Here is a 19,495-nt window from a genome sequence, read left to right on the forward strand (position 1 = left end):
CAGCTTGCTGCCCTGCGGGTCGGTGAGCGCACCGATATCCAGGTACGACACGGTGGCTCCGACCGCGAGCGCGTTGCCGCGGGTGGAGCCGAGTAGCCCGGGCTGGATCGCGTGGAGGCGGTCGAGGGCCCCGGCGAGATTGTCGCCCATACCGGTGAAGCCGTCCATCAGTCGTTGCACGCTGTCGAACAGGTTCACGAAACGTGGTCCCGTGGTCGAGGTGAAGTCGCCGAGCGCGGCCATGGTCGTGGATACCCCGGCAGTGAGATCGGTGATGGCGCGGTTGTTTTCGGCGATCACCCCGAGCAGCGGTGGGAAGGTGTCGGCGGTCTGTCCGAGCTCGGTCTTGCGCTGCGCCAGGGTGGTGGTGAGGCCGTCGAGTCCCTGGAGCACGCTGTCGATCTGGCCGGTGCGCTGATCCAAGGCGGTCAGCGTCGCGGTCAGTTCGGTGAGCAGGTGCGCCAGTTGCGGGCCGCGCCCGGCGAACATGGAGTTCATCTCGCTGGTGATGCGGGCGACCTGTTCGAGCGCGCCGCCACCGAGCAACATCGAGACCGCTGTCATCAGTTCCTCGACCGATGCGCCGGCCGAGGTGTGCGCGCGATCGATGGTGTCGCCGTTGTGCAGCATCACCGCGCCGGGCTGCTGCTCCGGCAGGATGACGGCGACGAAGATGTCGCCCAGTGGCGTGGGCTGGCGCAGTTCGGCTCGGGTGCCGCGCGGCAACTGGATGTCGGCGCGGATGTCGAGGTCCACGGCGGCCAGGAAGTCGGTGGTGTCGATGTGGGTGACCACGCCGATATCGGAGCCGCCGATCCGCACTCGTGCCCGTTCCGGCAGGTTGAGGGCGTCGCCGAAAATCGCGTGCAGGTGATAGGTGGGCCCGTCGACCCCGGGCTTCGGTAAGGGGACATTGTCGACGGTGACCGCGCACCCGCTGATCGACAGCGTCGCCGTGGCGGCGGCCAGGAGGCGGGCGGTGCGGGCCCTCATCGGGTCAGCCCCAGCAGCGCGCCGGCCAGGCCGAAATCCGGTCCGAAGTCGGTGAGTTTGCCCGTGCGGCAGCCGTCGGCACGCAGCTGTACGCGTTCGCACAGCAGCGACAGGGCTTCACCGTCGAACAGGGACTTGTCGGTGAGCAGATGCAGCCGGACCGAACCGGTCTGCGGGCTCATGGCATCGGCGAAGTTCCGGAAGAACAGCGGCGCCACATCGGTTATCTCGATGAGATCGGTTCCGTGGCCGCGCATCTGGGTGGTGATGGTGGTCAGCCGATTCAGCGCGTCGATGAGTGGCTGCCGGTTCTCGGCCACCACGGAGCTGGTGTTCGCGACGAAATCGTCGAGCTGGGTGAGAACGGCCCGCAGGCCGGGCGCTTGATCTTTCATCAGTGTCACCAGCTCGGTGAGGCGGGCGCTGAATTCGCGCACGGTCCGGTCGTTGTCGGCGACGACCTGAGTGAGGTCGTTGAGCCGGATGACGGCATCGGAGATCTGGTCCTTGTTCGCGAGGGTGGTCCGGAAGGCCGTCGACAGGGCATCGAGGGTCTCGCGGATGCGGTCGCCGTTGTCGTCGAGCAAGGGGAACAGCACCCTGCTCGCCATCGGTCCGCCCGCGTTGTCCCCGGCCAGGGATTTGCCGAGGTCGTCGAAGGTGCGCAGGATGCGGTCGAGTTCTACCGGAGTGCGGGTGTGCTCGAGCGGAATGTGGGCGCCGTCGCCGAGGGTGGGGCCGCGCCCGGTGTAGGCGGGCGTCAGCTCGATGTGGCGGTTGGTGATCAGCTGCGGTGAGACCAGTGCGGCGATGGCGGCGGCCGGAATCGTCACGCCGTCGTCGACGGTCATCGCGACCTCCACGTAGTGGCCGCGCGCGATGACCGAATCGACCTGGCCCACAGGGAGTCCGAGCACCGATACCTCGTTGCCGGGGTAGAGACCGGCAACATTGTCGAAGTCGGCGGTGAGGTGAATCTGTCTGCCCAGCAACCGATTCGGCGTCGACGTCAAGCTGTGCGGAAGGGCGCATCCGGCCAGCATCAGCGTGACGGCGCTCACGATGGCGGCGCGCACGATGGTCGTGATCCGCATCAGCGACACCCCGCGACGGCCTGGGTGGCACACAACCAGTTGTCGGGGAACAACCCCCAGGGCAGGTAGACCTCTCCGTACGGTCCGTTGCCGAAGGTGTTGTTGACCTGCCGCAACGCCACGGGCATCGTTTGATAGAGATGGTCGAGGTTGTCCCGGTTCTTCTGCAGGCCTTGCGACATGGTGTCGAGGCTGCGGATCAGCGGGCCGAGTTGTCCGTTGTTGCCGGCGCCGATCTGCTGCAGGCTTGTCGATATCGTGGCGATGTTGTCGAGGAGGTTCTTCACCAGGTCTTGGCGCTGTGCCACCGCGTCCCCGATCGCCCGGCCCCGGGTGAGCAGCAGCAGAATGCCGTTGCGGTTCTCGTCGACCAATGTGGCTACCGAGTCGATGTTCTTCAGCAGCGTGTCGACTTCGTCGCGGCGGTCGCTGATCACGTCGGCCAGCACACCGACCGAGTCGAGGGCCGCGGCGGTGAGCTGTGGCGAGTCTCCCATCTGACGGGCCACGGCATCGAGGGAGGCCCGCAGGGCAGCGGGGTCGAGTTTCTCGAGGTGTTCGAAGGAGTTCGTGTATTTCGGGTCGTTGACGACCTTGTCCAGATTGTAGGGGACTTCGGTGCGATCGAGTCGAATCACATTGCCTGGCAATCCCTTTCCGTTTCCGGGGTGGAGCTCGACGTGCATCTTGCCGAGAATCGTGCTCATCTTGATCGCGGCGGTGGCGTCGGGACCCAGACGGACCTCGGGGCGAATCTTCAACTCGGCGACGATGCGATCACCGGCCAGGTGTGCCGAGGCGACGGTGCCGACGTCGATCCCGGCCACGTCCACGCTGTTGCCCGGTCGCAGTCCCGCCGCCTGTGCGAACTCGGCGCGCACGGTCCGGTGGCCGAGGTCGAGCCCGGTGACGAAGACGACGCCGGACACGAGCGCAATAACCGCGGTCCCGGCGCCGATGCCGAGCCACAAGTGCCGGTTCTGCCGGTAGGACGGAATCGCGTCCCACATCTCGGGGAGAGTGGGAAGTTGGAATCGGTCCAGCAGCCAGTTGATGCTGCGGAACCGGTCGAGGAATCGGTTCACTATCGACACACCTCCGAGTGCGAGTTGCCGCCGACCTGGGAGAACAACCCCGGAGGGAACAACACGCCCCACAGGGAGACGTCCAGGCCGCAGACGTAGGAGTTGATGTAGGTGCCGTTGCCGCTGATGCGAGCCAGTCCGGCCAGCAGCAGCGGCAGTTCGACCGCGGCGCGGTCGAGCCGGGAACCGTTGGCCAGCAACAGATTCACGCCCGAGGTGGCCGACTGCTGCGCGTGCGCGATACCGGGTTCGATCGCGGCGATGAGACCGCTGAGCTGCCCGGTCGCTCCGGCGGCACGGTCGACGGCCCCTTTGAGGGTTTCGCCTTCTTCGTACAGCCCGGTGACGAGTGTGCGGGCCTGGGTGATCAGCGTTTCCAGCTCCGATGCGCGGTGGGCGAGTCCGGCGACGACGCTGCTGAGGTTGGTGACGACCCGGCCCAGGATCTCGTCGCGGTCGCGGAACGTATTCGCCAGCCCCGCTGCCCGGGTGATCAGAGCGCTGAGCGAGACACCGTCGCCCTGCAGCGCCTGGACGAGAGTCTGCGACAGGGAATTGACCTCATCGGGTTGCAGCACGCTGAACAACGGTTCGAATCCGGACAGGACCGTCGATACGTCGAACGACGATTCGGTGCGTTCGATCGGAATCGAGCCTCCCGGCGGTAGCGGCGCGGCCGGACCGGAGCCCGGCGCCAGGGCGATGTAGCGCTGTCCGATGAGGTTCTGATATCGGATCAGTGCCTTGGTCGTGGTGAACAGGTGCTGGCGAGATCGGACGCGGAACCCGACGCGGGCCCGCTGATCATCGAGTTCGATGGAGTCGACGCGGCCCACGCGAACCCCGGCCATCCGCACGTCGTCGCCCACGCGCAGTCCGAGAACGTCGCCGAAAGTCGCCTGGTAGCGGTCGGTGTCGCCGGATACCGACCGTTGCAGGGTGGAATAGACCGTCCAGCTCGCGACCAGCGCGAGGACGACGAAGACCGTGAAGCCGAGTACGGCTGTGCGAGTGGTGATCATGTCAACGTCCGCCGTTCGAAGGTGGTGAGGTGCGCACTGTGACAGCGCCGTCGGCAAGCACCGGGCGCAACAGCAACAGCTGTGCGGGGTTCGGCGCGCGCCCGAGGAGGGCGGTGATCGCCGCGGTTCCGGTATAGGAGGCGGGCGCTGCGGGCCCGGACGTCGGTGCCGGCGGCCCCTCCACCGCCGGGCCTGCCGGTGCGGTCGGGCCGGGGATGGGCGGGAGCCCGTGAAACCAGGGCAGAGCCGGCCCGGCAGGGGCATCCGTTCCGGGAGCTGCCGCGCCGATCCGTCCCGGCAGCAACTGAAGCGGAAACGCCTGTGGCGCAGGGGAATTGGGTGTCACACCGCATCGCGGACCGGCGAGCTGCCCGTAGCGTGGACAATCGGCGGCAGTATAGGGGCGAAACGGTGTGAAGGTCACGTCGATGGCCCATCGCATCTGCTGATGTGGTCCCCAGGTGAAGATGGTGGCGTAGGCGCTCAGCGCCTGATTCAAATTCGCGACCGAGGCGCCGATCGCATCCGGATCGGTGGCCACGGCGCCGAAGACGTCGTCGAGTCCGGATACCAATTCCTTTCCCGCATCGGGGTTTCGGGCGAACAGTCCGTTGGTGGCCGCCACGGCCGAACCGGCGTCGGTGAGAAGGGTGACCAGTTTCGCTCGCCGTTCGGTCAAGGTGCGCGCTGCGGTCACCGAGTCGCCGAGCGCCTCGATCAGTTCCGGTGCCGAGCGGTTCACCGCCGTGGCGGCGGCACCGAGGTTGCCCAGCATGTCTCCGATTCCCGGAATCGCTCGCACCTGTGTGGTCCAGGTATCGAGTCGTTCGATGGTCGAGCCGGGAACGCGGGCGCCGGCATCCAGCGCCTCGGCGAGGGTTCCCAGGACACGGGCCAACCTCTGCGGCTGGATCGCGTCCAGGACGGTTCGCAGTGTGGTCAGGGTGGCCTGAAGCTGGGCGGTGGCCGCGCTCGTGTCTTGGCGGATCGTCGTGCCGGTCCGCAAGCCGTCGCGGGCCGGCCCATTGTCGACCAGCTCGAGAGCGGTGACGCCGAACAGGTTCGCCGGAACCACTCGAGCGGTCACCGTCGCTGGGATCTGCTGCGCCACCGAAGGTTTCAGGCGCAGACGAACCGGCTGGCGCTGACCCTCGGCGGCGATGTCCACATCGGCGACGGAGCCCACGATCATGCCGCGGAACTTCACATCGGCGTGCGGTGGCATACCGTCGCCCGTGCTCGTCATCTCGGCGGTGACGGCGACCGTGTCGGCGAATGCGCCGGTATAGCGCAGGCCCAGCAGATATATCCCCGCCGCCAGGGCGCCGACCATCGTGACACCGATGATGCCCAGTCGCAGGGCGCCGGGGCCGCGGCCACTCGGATCGATGATCATCGCGACTCCTAGCCCGAGATTCGGATACCGGGGTCGATACCCCAGATCGCCAAGGTGAGAAGAAGATTGGCGAAGACGACCACGATGATGGTCACCTTGATCGCGCGACCGGCTGCCACGCCCACCCCCTCGGGCCCGCCGGCGGCGACGAAACCGTAGTAGCACTGGATGAAGGACGCGATCACCACGAACGTGACGATTTTCAGCACCGAGTAGAGGATGTCGACCGGGTCGAGGAATTGATGGAAGTAGTGGTCATAGGTGCCCAGAGTTGTTCCGCCCAGGAGCATTACGGCCAGCCGTGTGCTCACATACGCGATCGCCAGGCCGACGGTGTAGAGCGGAACGATGGCGACCGCCGCGGCCAGCATCCGAGTGGTGATCAGATACGGAAGCGGCCTGATCGCAATCGATTCCAGCGCGTCGATCTCCTCCGAGATCCGCATCGAACCGAGTTGTGCGGTGAATCGGCAGCCGGCTTGGGCGCCGAATGCGATCGTCGCCAGCAGCGGGGCCAGTTCGCGGGTGGTCGCGAAACCGGATATCGCACCGGTGAGCGGGCTCATCGTCAGCAGATCGAGCGCGCTGTGGGCCTCCATGCCGACGGTGATGCCGCCGAATCCGCACAGGATCACGATCACGCCCACGGTGCCGCCGCCGACCACCAGAGAGCCGTTTCCCCACGTGACGTCGGTGATGAGGCGCAGCAACTCTTTTCGGTAATGACGGAGCACGAACGGAACGGCGGCCAGCGCCTCGACGAAGACCAGCCCTTGGTGTCCGAGGCGGACGTGCAGGCCGACGGGAACGCGCACAGCGACCGCGGCCCGACGCAGCGGACGTAGCAGCGGTGGGACGTAGACGGCCATGTCACAACACCTTCGAGGGGTAGAGGGTGTTGTAGATCTGGGTGATGAGGATGTTGATGCCGAACAGGACAATGGCGGAGTTCACCACCGCCGAGTTCACGGAGTCGGCCACTCCGGCCGGTCCGCCGCGGGTATGTAATCCGGTGTCGCAAGCGATGATCGCCGCCAGCGCACCGAAGATCGCGGCCTTGAGCATGGCCACCACCAGATCGGTGGCGACCGCGAACGAGGCGAAGGTGCGGATATAGGAGCCGGGTGTACCCGCCTGCATGTAGACGTTGAAGGCGTAACCGGTCGCGAAACCGACGAAGATCACCAATCCGCACAACAGGGTGCTGACCAGAACGGCGGCCGCGAGTCGGGGTGCGACCAGGCGCCGGATCGGGTCGACGCCCATCACGGTCATGGCGTCGATTTCCTCCCGGATCGTGCGGGAACCGAGGTCGGCGCAGATGGCTGACCCGACGGCACCCGCGATCATCAGCGAGGTCACCAGGGGAGCGCCCTGGCGAATGATGCCCAGCCCGTTCACCGCGCCGATGAACGTCGTGGCGCCGACCTGGCTCACCAGCGATCCGACCTGGATGGAGACGACCACCGCGATCGGCACCGCGACCAGCAGTGTCGGGGTGGCCGACACACTCGCCATGAAGGCGCACTGCTTGATGAACTCCCGCCACGGAAATCGCCGCCGGAACACCGCGGTGACCAGTGCGAGAGTTGCGTGCCCGGTCATCGAGACCTGTCGGCCGGCGGTCTCCACCGAGCGCTGCGGGTGGTCGCGCCAGTAGCCGACGCCGAATCCGATGACGCGTCGACGGTCGGAAGCCGCCCCTGCTGCGCCCGAACGCACCCTCCCGTGCGTGCCCTGCGCTGACATCTGCATCCCTTCATCGGTCCATCGGAAAACACGCCTCGCTACGAGCACGTAGGCGAGGGTTAATTACGCTCAAGTAGAGTTATTTCTACGGATGCGTAGAAATGAGGTGAGACGTTAGCAAGGGGGTTCGCGACCGCGCTGGCGTTTGAGAGGATTCGTGGGTGGCCATCGAAGAGAAACTCCCCGGTGTGTGGCAGGTCTCCCCCCGGCAGCCCGGGGGAAAGACCGGTAGACGCAACGGTCCGCGGCTCCCGCTGCCCGAGCGCCGGGAGCAGTTGCTCGATGCCGCATTCCAGGTGGTCGGCCGGGACGGATTGTCCGGACTGACGATGCAGGCGGTGGCCAAGCAGGCCGGTGTCGCCAAGCCGGTGCTCTACGCGGTCTATCCCACCGCACCCGAACTCGTCGCCGGCCTTCTGCATCGCGAGCATGCGCGCGGTATCCGCCAGGTGATGGACACGTTGCCCGACAACCTTCGCGAGATCGACCCCGATACGGCCTATGCCGATTCGGTCATGGCTTTCTTGCGTGCCGTGCAATCGGACCCGGTGCGCTGGCGGCTGATCCTGACTCACGCGGACGGAGCGCCCGCCGATTACACCGAACTGTTGTCGGCTGCGCGCGAGAAGATCGTCGGGCGGCTGATCCAGCTCCTCGAAACCGGTATCGAGCTGCGCGGAGGGCCCGCCAACGCCGACCCCGAACTCGTGGGTTACGTCATGCTCGGCTTCATCGAAACCCTCGGCCGCATGGTCATTTCCGATCCTGGCCGATTCCCGCCGGAACGACTACAGACCACGGTGCGTGCGCTCGCACGCACGTTGCCCAAAGGTTCCTGACCCGGCATCTCGGATCGACGAGGCCGCCGGCTCAGTGAGTTCGTGGGCCGAGGGCGAGTCCGAGTAGTGCGGCGACGATGCCGGTGCAGGTGTCGACGAGCCGGTCGCGCTCGATGCTCAGGTGCCCGTCGGTCCACTCCAGATACACCGACGTCAACGCTCCGGCCAGCGCGGTGCCGATCGTGGCCAGCGTGGCATCACTGCTGGCGAACAGATCCCCGGCGCTGTCGCCCAACAGGGGAGCCAGAGCCCGGATCACCGCCGGGGTGCGGCGGGTGATGTGCGCCCGTAAATCGTCGTCGGCCAACGGTTCACGCAGCAGCACCCGCGCCCGCCGCGGGTCCTCGTCGAAGAAATCGGCGCAGGTTTGCAGCGCCGACCGGATCGCCGTATACGGGTCGGTGCCCGCGGCGATCACCGACAGCCGCTCGCGCAACGCCGCTTCCACCCGGTCGTAGACGGCCAGGATCAGTGCTTCGCGGCCTTCGAAACTTTCGTAGAAATAGCGCGGGCTCAGATTCGCCTGTCGCGTCACCGCCCGCATCGTGACCGTCCCGGCTCCCGCTGTCCCGAGCAGATCGAAAGCGCACTCCAGCAACAGCTCACGGCGTTCGCCGGACCGGTCCTGCAGCGTCTGGCCTCGCCAGAGTTTGGGTGCGGTGCTCACGCCGGTCATCCTCGCATCGCCACCGCACATCTCATTGACATCACCTGATTCTACATGAATCATATGATTCACCTCGAGGCGCGCAGCATCGGTACCGTGGCCGGTCGCGCCGATCGTGTGAAGGGGTCGCTCATGTTCGACGAGGAACAGTTCCAGCAGGCGCTGCGGCAGCCGCGGTTGTCGAAACCGGTACCGGAATTCCTGAATTCCAATCGCGCCGTACCGATTCGGGCGATCCCCGAAGCCGAACTGCAGGCCGGCACCCTCGAGTGGTTCGGTGAGTTCGAACGCAAACTGGAGCTCTACGGCAAGCTCGGCGTCGATCTGAGCTGGGTCATGGAATGGGCCAAGAAGTACTGGTGGAGCTTTCTGGTCCGGGATATGAGCCTCAACCACGAGCTCTACGCACCCGACATCCGCTACACCGACGTCACGACCTTCGGGCGCACCATCGTCGGTATCGACGAATTCGTGAAATACAACTTCGCCTTCTTCGACGCCATCCCGGACTGGCGCTACGACCCGCTGCCCAACCAGGTGTATCTGGACGTGACGCCGGAAGGCGCGGTGCGCATCGTGATCCGCTACATCGGCAGCGGGCACTGGACCGGCCCGCTGCGCCTGTACCCCTACGACGAGTCCGCCCCCGTGATCTACGGCAACGGCCGCTTCATCCAGTGCCCGGCGGTCGACCGCTACCACTTCAACGCCGACGGACTCATGGAAGAAGGCGAAACCCTCTACGACTTCCTCGACGCCACGCAGCGCGGCGGCGTCCTGCCTCGCGATGACAGCTGGCAGTTCCGCGCACTCATGGCCGCCTCCAAACTCCCCGCCCTCCTCGCCAGGATCGGGACGGTGCGGTAGTGGGTGGCCGGGGCGGGGACTGGCTACGCCTGTCCGGCATATCTATCTGTCTACTGCCATATGCGCATCTATTTATTAAAATTCGCCGTTTCCTCCACTCGTTGACACGGTCGGCTGCGGCCGAAAGAACAGCCCGGATGGTCTGGGCCGATCGTCGGGGTGTGGGGCAGTGGAGCCGACAGTAGGGCGAGCAGAGGGCATGTGACGCAGCCTGATTCGGTGCCGCGCGGCGGACTGCGGGCGGCAACAGCGGAATTCGAGTAGCGGTCTACTCGGGTCGGCGGCGTGGTCGGTCCATACGCTGACAGCAACGTAGAAAGTTGATCGCTCGGCGTGGCTCGAACGGATGAAAGTAACGACGTCACCGCCGCAGAGGGATCCGGGTTTCGGTGCTGCTCAGCGCATTACGGTGTCGGCGAGCGTGAACGGCGCCCCGGTTTCACGGCGGCGGTGCGGCTCGGCTTATCGCCGCACAGCACCGTCGGCGCCACAGCACGCCGGTACGGTCGGTCAGCGTCCGCTGTGCAGGCTATCGCTCGTGCCTGGCAACGCAATCCGATAGGAGGTCCGGCCGGTCGATGCCCGGCAGGTCTTCTCCGATCGCGGTATCCGGCCATAGCCGGCGCCGCGACCACGCATTTGCACGGCCGTCCGGTGGGGAGGGGCGGCGGCCGGTTGAGCGGACGACCCGCGCGCACCGGTGCTCGACAGCGCGTACGCCTACCGCCGCTAGTGTGGAGGTTCTGGAAATCGGTGACTGATACCTGTTGAGGTTGGTTGTGATGGCAACGTCGGCGACGCCATATCACCATGGTGATCTGCCCAATGCGCTGGTGCGTGCGGCGATCGAGCTGCTCGAGGAGGGTGGGGCGTCGGAGCTGTCGCTGCGTGGTGCTGCGCGGCGGGCCGGCGTGTCCACCGCCGCGCCCTATCGCCATTTCGCCGACCGTGATGCCCTGTTGTCGGCGGTCGCGGCGGTGGGGTACCGCGATCTGGCCGCGCATCTGGCCGCCGTGCACCCGGAGCAGGTGGGCACCGGCAGCCTCGGCGATATCGCGGTCGCTTATGTTCGGTTCGCGCTGACCCGGCCCGGGATGTTCCGGGTGATGTTCACCGAGTCCTGCGATGCGACCAGCCCGGAGCGGGTCGCCGCGGTGGAGGCCATCCACGACTACCTGGAATCCCTTGTGCGGCAGATCTTTCCGGACGCCGACCCGGAGCCCACCGCGACCGCGATGTGGGCGTTGGTACACGGCTTGGCCTTCCTGCACCTCGATGGGAAGCTCGACGCCTCCTCCGAGAAGGTCGTCGACGCGCGGGTACGAGCGGCGGTGTCGGCGATCCTCGATATTCCACGACTTCGCTGAAATTTCGTCCTTTACGCCGAGGCGCCGACGTCGGCGAGCAATCGCTGCGCCAGTTTCTCCGACGATTGGGGATTCTGGCCGGTGTACAGATTCCGATCGACGACTACGTGTGGGCGCAACGGAAGCAGGGCCTTGGAATATTCGACTCCTGTCTCCTTCAATTTGTCCTCGAGCAGCCAGGGCGCCTTCTTCGCGAACCGGTTCAGCAGTTCCTCGCGGTTGGACAGTCCGGTCATCCGGTAGCCGGCGAAGGGTGACTTCCCGTCGGGTGGGGTCGCCGCCAGGATGGCGGCCGGGGCATGGCAGAGCAGGGCGAGGGGTTTGCCGGAGGCGAGCCGCTCGGTGAGCAGCGCCCCGGAGGTCGCGTCGTAGGCCAGGTCTTCCATCGGACCGTGGCCGCCGGGGTAGAACACGACGTCGAAGGCATCCGGGTCGACGGTGTCCAGCGCGACCGGATGGGCGAGGACGCTGTCGATGCGGTCGAGATACTGCTGCACCTCGCGGCGTTTCCAGGGCAGGCCGCCGGCGATTCCGAGACTGAGTCGATCGAGTGTCGGGGCTTTTCCGCCCGGGGTCGCGATGGTGATGTCCCAGCCCGCCTCGGAGAAGATGCGGTGCGGCACCGCCACCTCTTCGGCCCAAAAACCCGAGGGGTGTATTTCGCCGTCGTTCAATGTCCAGCGGTCGGCGGCAGAGATGACGAACAGGACTTTCGGCATTTTCGCTTACCTCCTGTAGTTGTGAAGAGTTTATGCGACGGCTAGGGCGCCGTCGCTTGCAGCGATCGGGTGATCAGGTCCGCGACGGCGTCCGGTGCCTCCCACGGCGGGGTATGTCCGACCGCTCGAAGCGTTGTCCACAGCGACCTGTCGAATTCCACGGTAGGCGCTCGAATCCGTGCGTCGAGTTCGCCGAAGGCCAATCGGGCCGGTTGTGGCAGCCGGGCCAGCCGATCCGGCAGCGGCGCCTCGGCGAGGTAGGTGTCGATGGCGCGGGTGCTGGTGGCGAAGTTGCGCCGCCCGCGTGTGCGCGCATCGGTGACGAACCGGTCCGGTATCGGGGTGCCCGGGGCGAATGCACTGCGCTGTGCGTCGCGTTGCCGTTCCTCGGAGGCCGAGGCCCACAACAGATCTCCGATGCCGGGCAGCGTCAGGGCCCGTTCGGCCGGTCCGCGTGCGGACTTCCGGCTCGCCCGCGACCAGGGTGGGCACAGCAGTATCAGCTCCGAGACCAGATCGGGGCGACGTTCAGCCAGGGCGGTGGCGACCAGCCCGCCGCGCGAGTGGCCGACCACGATCGACGGCGAGCCGAGCAACCGAGCTGTGTCGTCGGCGTCGTCTTCGATGCTGCCCGACGAATCTAGCTGCACGGCAACGATATTCGCCCGATCCGCAAGCATCGGCACGACCCGGTCCCACACTCGGTACGAGCTCGCGAGGCCGTGGATCAGGACGACCGTGGGGGCGCCGGGCGTTCCGGTGACCAATGCCCCGGCGCTCATGCCACCACCACCTCCCGGGTGCGGCGATGCAGGAGATGACGGGTGGGATCGAAGCGCAGCGTCCGGCGGCGGAAGTCGAACGTCGATCCGGGCCAGATGTTGGTGTTGCGGCCGTTGTCGTTGAGGTACCAGCTCGTGCAGCCACCGGCGGTCCACACCGAGCCCTCGCCGAGCCGCTCGACGTCCTCGGTGAATGCCTGCTGGGCGGCGGCGGTGGGTTCGATGGCGTCGAGGTCGTGGTCGCGGGCGTAGCCGAGCGCGCCGGCGATGTAGTTGGCCTGGGATTCGAACATGTGGATCACCGAGGTGTGGCCGAGGCCGATGTTCGGGCCGTGGATGAGATACATGTTCGGAAATCCGGAGACTGAGGTGCCGAGATAGGCCGTCGGGTTGCCGTCCCACACTTGCGCCATGGTCCGGCCGTCGGGACCGTAGGTCCGGTCGGTCAGCGGCAGGTGCGAGGTGCGGAAGCCGGTGCCGTAGATAATGGCGTCGACCTCGTGCTGGGTACCGGTGTTGTCGATCAGGCCGGTCTCGGTGATCGAACTGATCCCGTGGGTGTTCACGGTGACGTTGGGCCGGTCGAGTGCGCGCAGATAGTCGTCGGAGATCAGCACACGCTTGCAGCCCAGCCGGAAGTCGGGAAGCAGCTGTTCCCGCAACTGCTCGTCGGCGACCTGGGACTCGAGGTGGCGCCGGGCGCCGCGTTCGGGCAATGCCATCAGCGCGGGGTTGCGGAAAGCGACCACCTGCCATTCGCGACGCAGATACACCCGCAGGCGCTCGAGCCGTTGCAGTGCCGGAATTCGGCGATACACGGTACGGGTCAGCGCGGTGGTCGGGCGGTCGTGGCGGGGGACCACCCAGGCGGGAGTGCGCTGGAAGACGGTCAGCCGTGCGACGTCGGGCGCAATGGCGGGAACGAACTGGACGGCCGAGGGGCCGGTGCCGATGACCGCGACGCGTTTGCCGGTCAGGTCGTAGTCGTGATTCCAGCGCGCGGAATGGAAACTCACACCTTCGAATCGGTCGATCCCGGGAATCGCGGGCAGCAGCGGATCGGCGAGCGCGCCGGTCGCCAGCACCACGTGGGTGGCTGTCCGCGGACCCACAGTGGTGTCGATGCGCCACAGGTAGGCGGTCGGATCCCATTCCAGGCGTTCGACCGTACAGCCGAGTCTCAGGCGGGAGCGCAGCCCCTGCGAACCGGTGACGTTTCTCAGGTACTCGAACAACTCGGGCTGGGTGGCAAAAGTGTTGCGCCAGTCCGGGTTCGGTGCGAAGGAGAACGAGTACAGATTGCTCTGCACGTCGACGGCGGCGCCGGGGTAGTCGTTGTCGCGCCACACCCCGCCGACCTCGCCGGCGCGTTCGAGCATCACGAAGTCGGAGAATCCCGCGCGGTGCAACCGCACCGCGGTCGCGATGCCGCCGAAACCGCTGCCGATGATCGCGACATGGGAGTGTGGGACGGTGTCGGCCGGATTGTGCTGCGGCGCTGTCGTACTCGTGGACATGATTCCTTCGAGGTGTCGACGACGAGCCGGGCTCGCCGAGGGCGGATGGTCGGGGGTTACCGCGTCGCGAGCCGGGAGGCCGGTGACGTGGCTCGTTCGCGCCGCGTCGACGCCAGCCATCGTGAGTAGCGGCGCAGCGCACGCGACTTCGCTCGCTGATCGGCGGCGAGGGCCAGCGCGGGATGGACACCGAGGGCCGGGTCCTTTCCGGCGGCCATGCGCCGCATCTGGTAGCGGACCTGCGCCATCTGCGCCAGCGAGGCGAGTGGTTTGTCCGACCAGGTCACCGGCTTCAACGCGCCGGCCGCGCCCACTCCCTCGCGCCAGCGGTTGGGCAGATCCGGGGTGACGGCGAGGGCGGTGCCCATGCCGACGACGGCGACATTCTTCGCGAGCACGCGCTCGGCGGTGTCGCTGCGTGTGATGCCGCCGGTCAACATCAGCGGAATCGGGCTGGTCTCGGCCAGTTCGGCGGCCAACTCCAGGAAGTAGGCCTCCCGCGCCGCCGTGCGGCCATCGGTGGGCCGCCCGGACATGGCGGGGCTTTCGTAACTACCGCCCGACACCTCCACCAGATCCACTCCGAGGCCTGCCAGCATGCCGATGACCTTGCGCGCGTCGTCGGCGTCGAATCCGCCGCGCTGGAAGTCGGCGGAGTTCAGTTTCACGGCCACCGCGAATTCGGGTGACACCACCGCACGGGTGGCGCGCACGATGTCCAGGAGCAGGCGCGCGCGGTTGGCGAGGGAACCGCCCCATTCATCGGTGCGGTTGTTCACCAGCGGAGACAGGAACTGCGACAGCAGATATCCGTGTGCGGCATGGATTTCCACGCCGTCGAAGCCCGCGATTTCGGCCCGCTCGGCGGTGGTGGCGAAGCGGGTGACGGTGTCACGGATCTGCTCGGCGGTCATGGCGACCGGGCGGCCGAACCGCTTGGAATGCCGGCCCACGTCGACGGCGATATCGGAAGGGCCCCAGACGACTCCCGGCATATTCGCCTGAATTTGGCGACCGGGGTGGCTGACCTGCATCCATATCGCGGCCCCGGCGGCCTTTCCGGCCTCGGCCCAGGCGGCGAACGGCTCGAGTGGGGAATCCGCGTCCAGGACGATGCCGCCGGGTCCGGTCAGCGCCTCGGCATGCACCATTACGTTGCCGGTGATCAGCAGGCCGGCGCCGCCAGCGCCCCACCGCCGGTACAGCGCGATCAGCCGATCGTCGGGCAGCTGTGCCCGCCCGGCCAGTCCCTCCTCCATGGCGGCCTTCGCGATGCGGTTGCGCAGTACCTGGCCGGACCGTAGTTCCACCGGCGAGAACAGCGTGTCTCGTGTCGAAGCGCTGGGCACGGCGGCCTCCTTCCTGGGTATGTTTGCGGCGTTCACATTGTGTGGACAGTGCTAACATAGAGGAATATGTAAGCGGCGTCAACAATGGAAGGTGGGGATATGGCACTGTCGAGTGCGTCGTATCACCATGGAGACCTGCCCAATGCGTTGGTCCGCGCGGCGGTGGAACTGCTGGAGGAGAGCGGTGCGCCCGAGCTGTCGCTGCGGGCGGCCGCGCGGCGGGCGGGTGTCTCCACGGCGGCGCCCTATCGGCATTTCGCCGACCGTGAGGCGCTGCTGTCGGCGGTGGCCGCCGTTGGATACGGAGATCTGGCCGGGCAACTGGCCGCGGCGCATCCCGAGCCGGAGACGCCCGACGGGTTGGCGGCCGTGGCCAACGCCTACGTGCGATTCGCTCTGACGCGGCCGGGCATGTTCCGGGTGATGTTCGCCGAGCCCTGTGGTTCGGCCGATGCCGAGCGGGCTGCGGCCGAGGTGATCGAAAAATTCGTCGACGGCATTGTGCGGCAAGCATTTCCGCGCACCGATCCGGATGCCACGGCGACCGCGGTGTGGGCGCTGGTACACGGCCTGGCCTTCTTGCACCTCGATGGCAAGCTCGACGCGTCGTCGCCGGAAGTCGTTGCGGCCACGGTGAACTCGGCGGTGCGCGCCGTTCTGGCTGCCGGGTGATGCCCGAACTTCCGGCCGAACCTTCATATGTTGACGTCGTCCACATATCTGCTAATGTATGCGCCGCTTACTCGCTCAGGTGTCAAGCGGACCGCAGCGGCGAGAAATCCGACAAGGGGCACGTGGTGAACAAGAACACGGTGAAAGACGCCGGGGCCAAGATGATGAACATCGCGCACCGGCTGGTGCTCGCGGTCAGCGGAAATCGGCTACTGGCCGAGCCATTCGGTATGCCGGTGGTCGAATTGCACACCATCGGCCGCAAATCCGGTCAGCCGCGATCGTGCTACCTGACCGCGCCGGTGCACGACGAAAACCGGGTGATACTGGTGGCGTCCAAAGGCGGCGACGACCGCCATCCCGACTGGTACCGCAACCTGCAGGCGCATCCCGATGCCGAACTCGTGATCGACGGACAGCGCCGGAAGATCCACGCCCGCACCGCGAATGCGGAGGAACGGGCGCGGCTGTGGCCACAGATCACCGAGGCCTACCGGGGCTACGCGAACTACCAGACGCGGACCACGCGGGAGATCCCGGTAGTCATCTGCGAGCTGGAGGGCGCACGATGACCGCGCGCCCGCGGGCGCGAGGATGACCGCAGTCGGACGCCGTCGGTGATCGCCGACCTCGGCTGCCGCACCATGGCATCGGCCGAATCGTAAGCTGGTGACATATCGAAGGCGGGCGCCGACCACGAGCGTCCAACGGCACCACAATCAATGCAGCTCGCGCGGCTGTACCCCACGCACTCACCGACTGGAGACCCTGGTGACAGAGAGCCGATCAGCCTCGAACCCGCGACGCACGATCGTCATTACCGGTGCCAGCGACGGCATCGGAGCGGTGACCGCGCGGGCGCTGGCCGCGCCCGACGTCGACCTCGTCATCGTCGGCAGGTCGGCACAGAAACTCGCCGCCGTGACCGCCGACACCGGTGCGACCGCCTTCACGGCCGATTTCGCCGTCCTCGACGATGTGCGCGGTCTCGCCGAGCAGATCGGCGAACATGCCGGCGCGATCGACGTGCTGCTCAACAACGCGGGCGGCCTCTTCGAGCCGCAGCAGCGGACCGTCGACGGGCACGAACCCAACTTCCAGATCAACCACTTGGCACCGTTCCTGCTCACCAATCTGCTGCACGACAGACTCGCCGCCCACGGTGCGCTCGTGCTGAACACCGCGAGCGTCGGCAACCTGTTCGGACGCGTCGACATCTCCGACCTCGACTACCGGCGCCGCCGCGCCTTCGGATGGCGCGCCTACGGGTCGAGCAAGCTGATGAACATCATGTTCACCCGTGGTATCGCGCAGCGCTGGACATCGGACGGAATCGTTTCCGCCGCAGTCCATCCCGGCCCCGTGGCCTCGAGCTTCGGCCGCGACTCCCGCGCCGTCGGCCTGCTCTACCGCACCCCGCTGCGCCACGTAGGCACCATCACTCCCGCCCGCGGCGCCGAACCCCTGATCGAGTTGGCCCGCCGCGGCGCCGACCCGGAAATCAACGGCGTCTACTTCCACCGCCACCGCGCAAAAGGCCCCGAGTCGCCCCAAGCCCACAACCGCCACCTCATCGACGAACTGTGGTCCGCCTCAGCCGATCTCGTCGGGCTGGGGTGATCGAACTTTCCTGAGCTCGTGCGCGAGCGGAGCTATTTAGTGCGCAGGCAGACGACGAGGGTGGTTTGTAGGTTGTAGGTGTTGCGGGTCTCGGTGTAGTACGCGTCCGAGTCGGGATACGCGCTGCCGCAAAGGGTCTCGGCGGACTCGGAGTCGGTGGAACCCGGCGCCTGGGGGAACCCCGGAGTGGGCGCCGGGCGCGACAGGGTGCCGAGGACGGTTGCCTGGGCGCGCGGATCGCCGCAGGGCAGGACCTGAACGTTGGCGTTGTCGTCGTCTTGTCCGCTGTTGGGCTGGTGCGTGTTCCAGACACATTGGCCCGCAGTGAAAGTGGTGGACGGGATCGGTGTACGGATGGTGCTCGGATAGGTGTCGCTGAGGGGACCGGTGGTCGAGTACGACGAATGCTTCGTGTTCGGGTCGGACCCGGCGGCGGCGATGATGCCGGCAATCGCGAGGAACGGCAGCAGAACGGCGAGGATCTGCGGCCGACGATAGAGCGGCTTACCGGGATCCATCGGCTGGTACGGGCTGCCGGGAATCGGCGGCGGCAGTTGGCCGATCTCGTAGCGGCAGTACAGGTTCCACAGGATGGTGAGCGGGTTGGCGATGAAGGACACGATGCCCCACCCGCCCTGCCACAGACTTTCGCCGGTCATCCGCCGGAAGGTCGCCAGGCCGCAGTCGCGGCAGAACGGGCCGGACGCCTTGCGGAATTGCATGACGATGAGCAGGCCGCGGTGGGCGCGAAGGTTCACGGTGGCCGCCGGTGTGGCGCCGCAGTAGTTGCAATAGACGCCGTTGGCGGTGGAGTGTTCGGCAGACAGCGGTGACACGTCGGTCACGTTCCCCCCGGATATTTTCGTTTGAGCGCGCAGTGCCGGGGGAATTGAATCACATTCGGCGCTCCTCGTGCGGAATGCCTCGGACGGTTGAACCAGGCCGCAGCCTCCGATCGGGACTCGGTAGTACATTGTCGTCAGGTTCCCAGGAGGTTCCGGCTGACCGGGCGGCCGTCGAGTTCCGTGCTTACCAGCGATGCGGCGTCAGGGAGGAAATGTGGATATCACCCAGTTGATCCTCGATGACCATCACGAGCAGCGGCGGTTGTTCGCGATTCTGGAGCAGATCGATCGGGGGGACACCGGTGCCTTGGGGGTGATCTGGGACAGGTTGGCGGCGTTTCTCGAATTGCATGCGCAGGCCGAGGAGGAGATTTTCTATCCGGCGCTGCTGGAGGTGGGGATCGCGGCTCGGCGGGCGAGCGGGACGGAGGACGAGACGCTCGACGCGATCGGTGACCACAACGAGATCAGGGACGCGGTCGCCGAAGTAGGACGGCACCAGGTCGGCACCGACGAGTGGTACGCGGCGGTCGCGGCGGCGAATCTGGCCAACAGCGATCATATGGCCGAGGAAGAGCGTGAGGGGCTCACCGACTTCCGGCGCCTGGCCGGGTTGCAGCGCCGTCATCACCTTGCGGTGGCCTTCGCCGCGTACGAGGCGCGCAACTACGCCGGTGTCGTGCCCGTCGACAAAGACCCTGCCGGCTACGTCCGTGCGGCGGAGGCGGCGTTGCGAACCGGGGGCAACGGATCGCTCAGCGTGGGTAGTTTGAAGCGAATTCCGCCCAGCTGAGCACCTCACCCCAGGGGAGACGACGCGAATGTCCGCGTGGGCGTGGCACTCTGGACACGTGCCTCTCCCGGTGGGTGGCCGCCGGCACGACAACGCCAGGAGGTCGCAGGACATGGTGA

Annotated in this window: 20 protein-coding genes; 7 read left to right on the forward strand and 13 right to left on the reverse strand. The window is 66.8% G+C overall.

The window, feature by feature from the left end; translation table 11 throughout:
- From RJ03_RS23545 to RJ03_RS23575, 7 genes are all read right to left on the reverse strand, one after another.
- Nucleotides 1–993: MCE family protein (locus RJ03_RS23545; RefSeq protein ID WP_036505782.1), on the reverse strand; the 993-nt coding region annotated here is incomplete at its 3' end.
- On the reverse strand, nt 990–2,087 hold the full coding sequence (locus RJ03_RS23550; protein WP_036505793.1) for an MCE family protein: 1,098 nt from the start codon (nt 2,085–2,087) through the stop codon (nt 990–992). The genes RJ03_RS23550 and RJ03_RS23545, both read right to left, overlap by 4 nt.
- A complete protein-coding gene (locus RJ03_RS23555) occupies nt 2,087–3,172 on the reverse strand; it encodes an MlaD family protein (protein ID WP_245552368.1) in 1,086 nt (361 codons plus the stop codon). Before RJ03_RS23555 ends, RJ03_RS23550 begins: the two co-directional genes overlap by 1 nt.
- Complete coding sequence (locus tag RJ03_RS23560) at nt 3,172–4,194, reverse strand: MCE family protein (protein WP_036505783.1); 1,023 nt, start codon at nt 4,192–4,194, stop codon at nt 3,172–3,174. The genes RJ03_RS23555 and RJ03_RS23560 overlap by 1 nt, the downstream gene beginning before the upstream one ends.
- Before the next feature lies 1 nt (nt 4,195).
- Nucleotides 4,196–5,590, reverse strand: coding sequence for an MlaD family protein (locus RJ03_RS23565; RefSeq protein ID WP_036505784.1), 1,395 nt, complete (start codon nt 5,588–5,590; stop codon nt 4,196–4,198).
- A gap of 8 nt (nt 5,591–5,598) precedes the next feature.
- Nucleotides 5,599–6,459 (reverse strand): ABC transporter permease, encoded by an 861-nt coding sequence (locus tag RJ03_RS23570; protein WP_036505785.1) that lies wholly within the window; start codon nt 6,457–6,459, stop codon nt 5,599–5,601.
- 1 nt (nt 6,460) lies between these two features.
- Complete coding sequence (locus RJ03_RS23575) at nt 6,461–7,345, reverse strand: MlaE family ABC transporter permease (RefSeq protein ID WP_371507532.1); 885 nt, start codon at nt 7,343–7,345, stop codon at nt 6,461–6,463.
- A gap of 155 nt (nt 7,346–7,500) precedes the next feature.
- Between RJ03_RS23575 and RJ03_RS23580 the strand changes: the two genes are divergently transcribed.
- On the forward strand, nt 7,501–8,178 hold the full coding sequence (locus tag RJ03_RS23580; RefSeq protein WP_051025171.1) for a TetR/AcrR family transcriptional regulator: 678 nt from the start codon (nt 7,501–7,503) through the stop codon (nt 8,176–8,178).
- 31 nt (nt 8,179–8,209) lie between these two features.
- On the opposite strand, the gene RJ03_RS23585 is transcribed toward RJ03_RS23580, so the two are convergent.
- Nucleotides 8,210–8,854 carry a TetR/AcrR family transcriptional regulator gene (locus RJ03_RS23585; protein ID WP_036505786.1) on the reverse strand — a complete coding sequence of 215 codons (645 nt, stop codon included), beginning with the start codon at nt 8,852–8,854 and terminating at the stop codon, nt 8,210–8,212.
- A 45-nt stretch (nt 8,855–8,899) separates the two neighbouring features.
- Between RJ03_RS23585 and RJ03_RS23590 the strand changes: the two genes are divergently transcribed.
- Together RJ03_RS23590 and RJ03_RS23595 are read left to right on the forward strand one after the other, a co-directional pair.
- Complete coding sequence (locus tag RJ03_RS23590) at nt 8,900–9,712, forward strand: nuclear transport factor 2 family protein (protein WP_232329607.1); 813 nt, start codon at nt 8,900–8,902, stop codon at nt 9,710–9,712.
- Between the two features lie 782 nt (nt 9,713–10,494).
- Complete coding sequence (locus tag RJ03_RS23595; RefSeq protein WP_036505787.1) at nt 10,495–11,079, forward strand: TetR/AcrR family transcriptional regulator; 585 nt, start codon at nt 10,495–10,497, stop codon at nt 11,077–11,079.
- A gap of 11 nt (nt 11,080–11,090) precedes the next feature.
- Here the strand turns inward: RJ03_RS23595 and RJ03_RS23600 are convergent, their stop codons facing one another.
- From RJ03_RS23600 to RJ03_RS23615, 4 genes are read right to left on the reverse strand one after another with little or no spacing between them, the layout of a single operon-like run.
- Entirely contained in the window at nt 11,091–11,798 is a 708-nt protein-coding gene (locus RJ03_RS23600; RefSeq protein ID WP_036505788.1) for a type 1 glutamine amidotransferase domain-containing protein, read from the reverse strand.
- Between the two features lie 41 nt (nt 11,799–11,839).
- Nucleotides 11,840–12,580 carry an alpha/beta fold hydrolase gene (locus RJ03_RS23605; RefSeq protein ID WP_051025172.1) on the reverse strand — a complete coding sequence of 247 codons (741 nt, stop codon included), beginning with the start codon at nt 12,578–12,580 and terminating at the stop codon, nt 11,840–11,842.
- Nucleotides 12,577–14,097, reverse strand: a complete 1,521-nt coding sequence (locus RJ03_RS23610; protein WP_051025173.1) for a flavin-containing monooxygenase — start codon at nt 14,095–14,097, stop codon at nt 12,577–12,579. The genes RJ03_RS23605 and RJ03_RS23610 overlap by 4 nt, the downstream gene beginning before the upstream one ends.
- Before the next feature lie 56 nt (nt 14,098–14,153).
- A complete protein-coding gene (locus tag RJ03_RS23615) occupies nt 14,154–15,446 on the reverse strand; it encodes an NADH:flavin oxidoreductase/NADH oxidase family protein (RefSeq protein ID WP_036505789.1) in 1,293 nt (430 codons plus the stop codon).
- Between the two features lie 99 nt (nt 15,447–15,545).
- On the opposite strand from RJ03_RS23615, the gene RJ03_RS23620 reads away from it, so the two are divergent.
- The 3 genes from RJ03_RS23620 to RJ03_RS23630 all read left to right on the forward strand — a co-directional run bounded on the left by RJ03_RS23620 (nt 15,546) and on the right by RJ03_RS23630 (nt 17,738).
- Nucleotides 15,546–16,118 carry a TetR/AcrR family transcriptional regulator gene (locus RJ03_RS23620; RefSeq protein WP_036505790.1) on the forward strand — a complete coding sequence of 191 codons (573 nt, stop codon included), beginning with the start codon at nt 15,546–15,548 and terminating at the stop codon, nt 16,116–16,118.
- 125 nt (nt 16,119–16,243) lie between these two features.
- The gene (locus tag RJ03_RS23625) at nt 16,244–16,690 is read left to right on the forward strand and encodes a nitroreductase family deazaflavin-dependent oxidoreductase (RefSeq protein WP_036505800.1); all 447 of its coding nucleotides are present in this window, start codon (nt 16,244–16,246) and stop codon (nt 16,688–16,690) included.
- 199 nt (nt 16,691–16,889) lie between these two features.
- On the forward strand, nt 16,890–17,738 hold the full coding sequence (locus tag RJ03_RS23630; RefSeq protein ID WP_036505791.1) for an SDR family NAD(P)-dependent oxidoreductase: 849 nt from the start codon (nt 16,890–16,892) through the stop codon (nt 17,736–17,738).
- A 32-nt stretch (nt 17,739–17,770) separates the two neighbouring features.
- Here RJ03_RS23630 and RJ03_RS35175 read toward each other — a convergent pair whose 3' ends face one another.
- Nucleotides 17,771–18,496: a hypothetical protein gene (locus tag RJ03_RS35175; protein WP_157163484.1), complete on the reverse strand. Its 726-nt coding sequence runs from the start codon at nt 18,494–18,496 to the stop codon at nt 17,771–17,773.
- A gap of 301 nt (nt 18,497–18,797) precedes the next feature.
- Between RJ03_RS35175 and RJ03_RS23640 the strand changes: the two genes are divergently transcribed.
- Entirely contained in the window at nt 18,798–19,376 is a 579-nt protein-coding gene (locus RJ03_RS23640) for a hemerythrin domain-containing protein (protein WP_036505792.1), read from the forward strand.
- Nucleotides 19,377–19,495 lie beyond the last annotated feature (119 nt).

Source organism: Nocardia aobensis NBRC 100429 (genome assembly GCF_000308375.1).
GTDB classification, from domain to species: Bacteria; Actinomycetota; Actinomycetes; order Mycobacteriales; family Mycobacteriaceae; genus Nocardia; species Nocardia aobensis.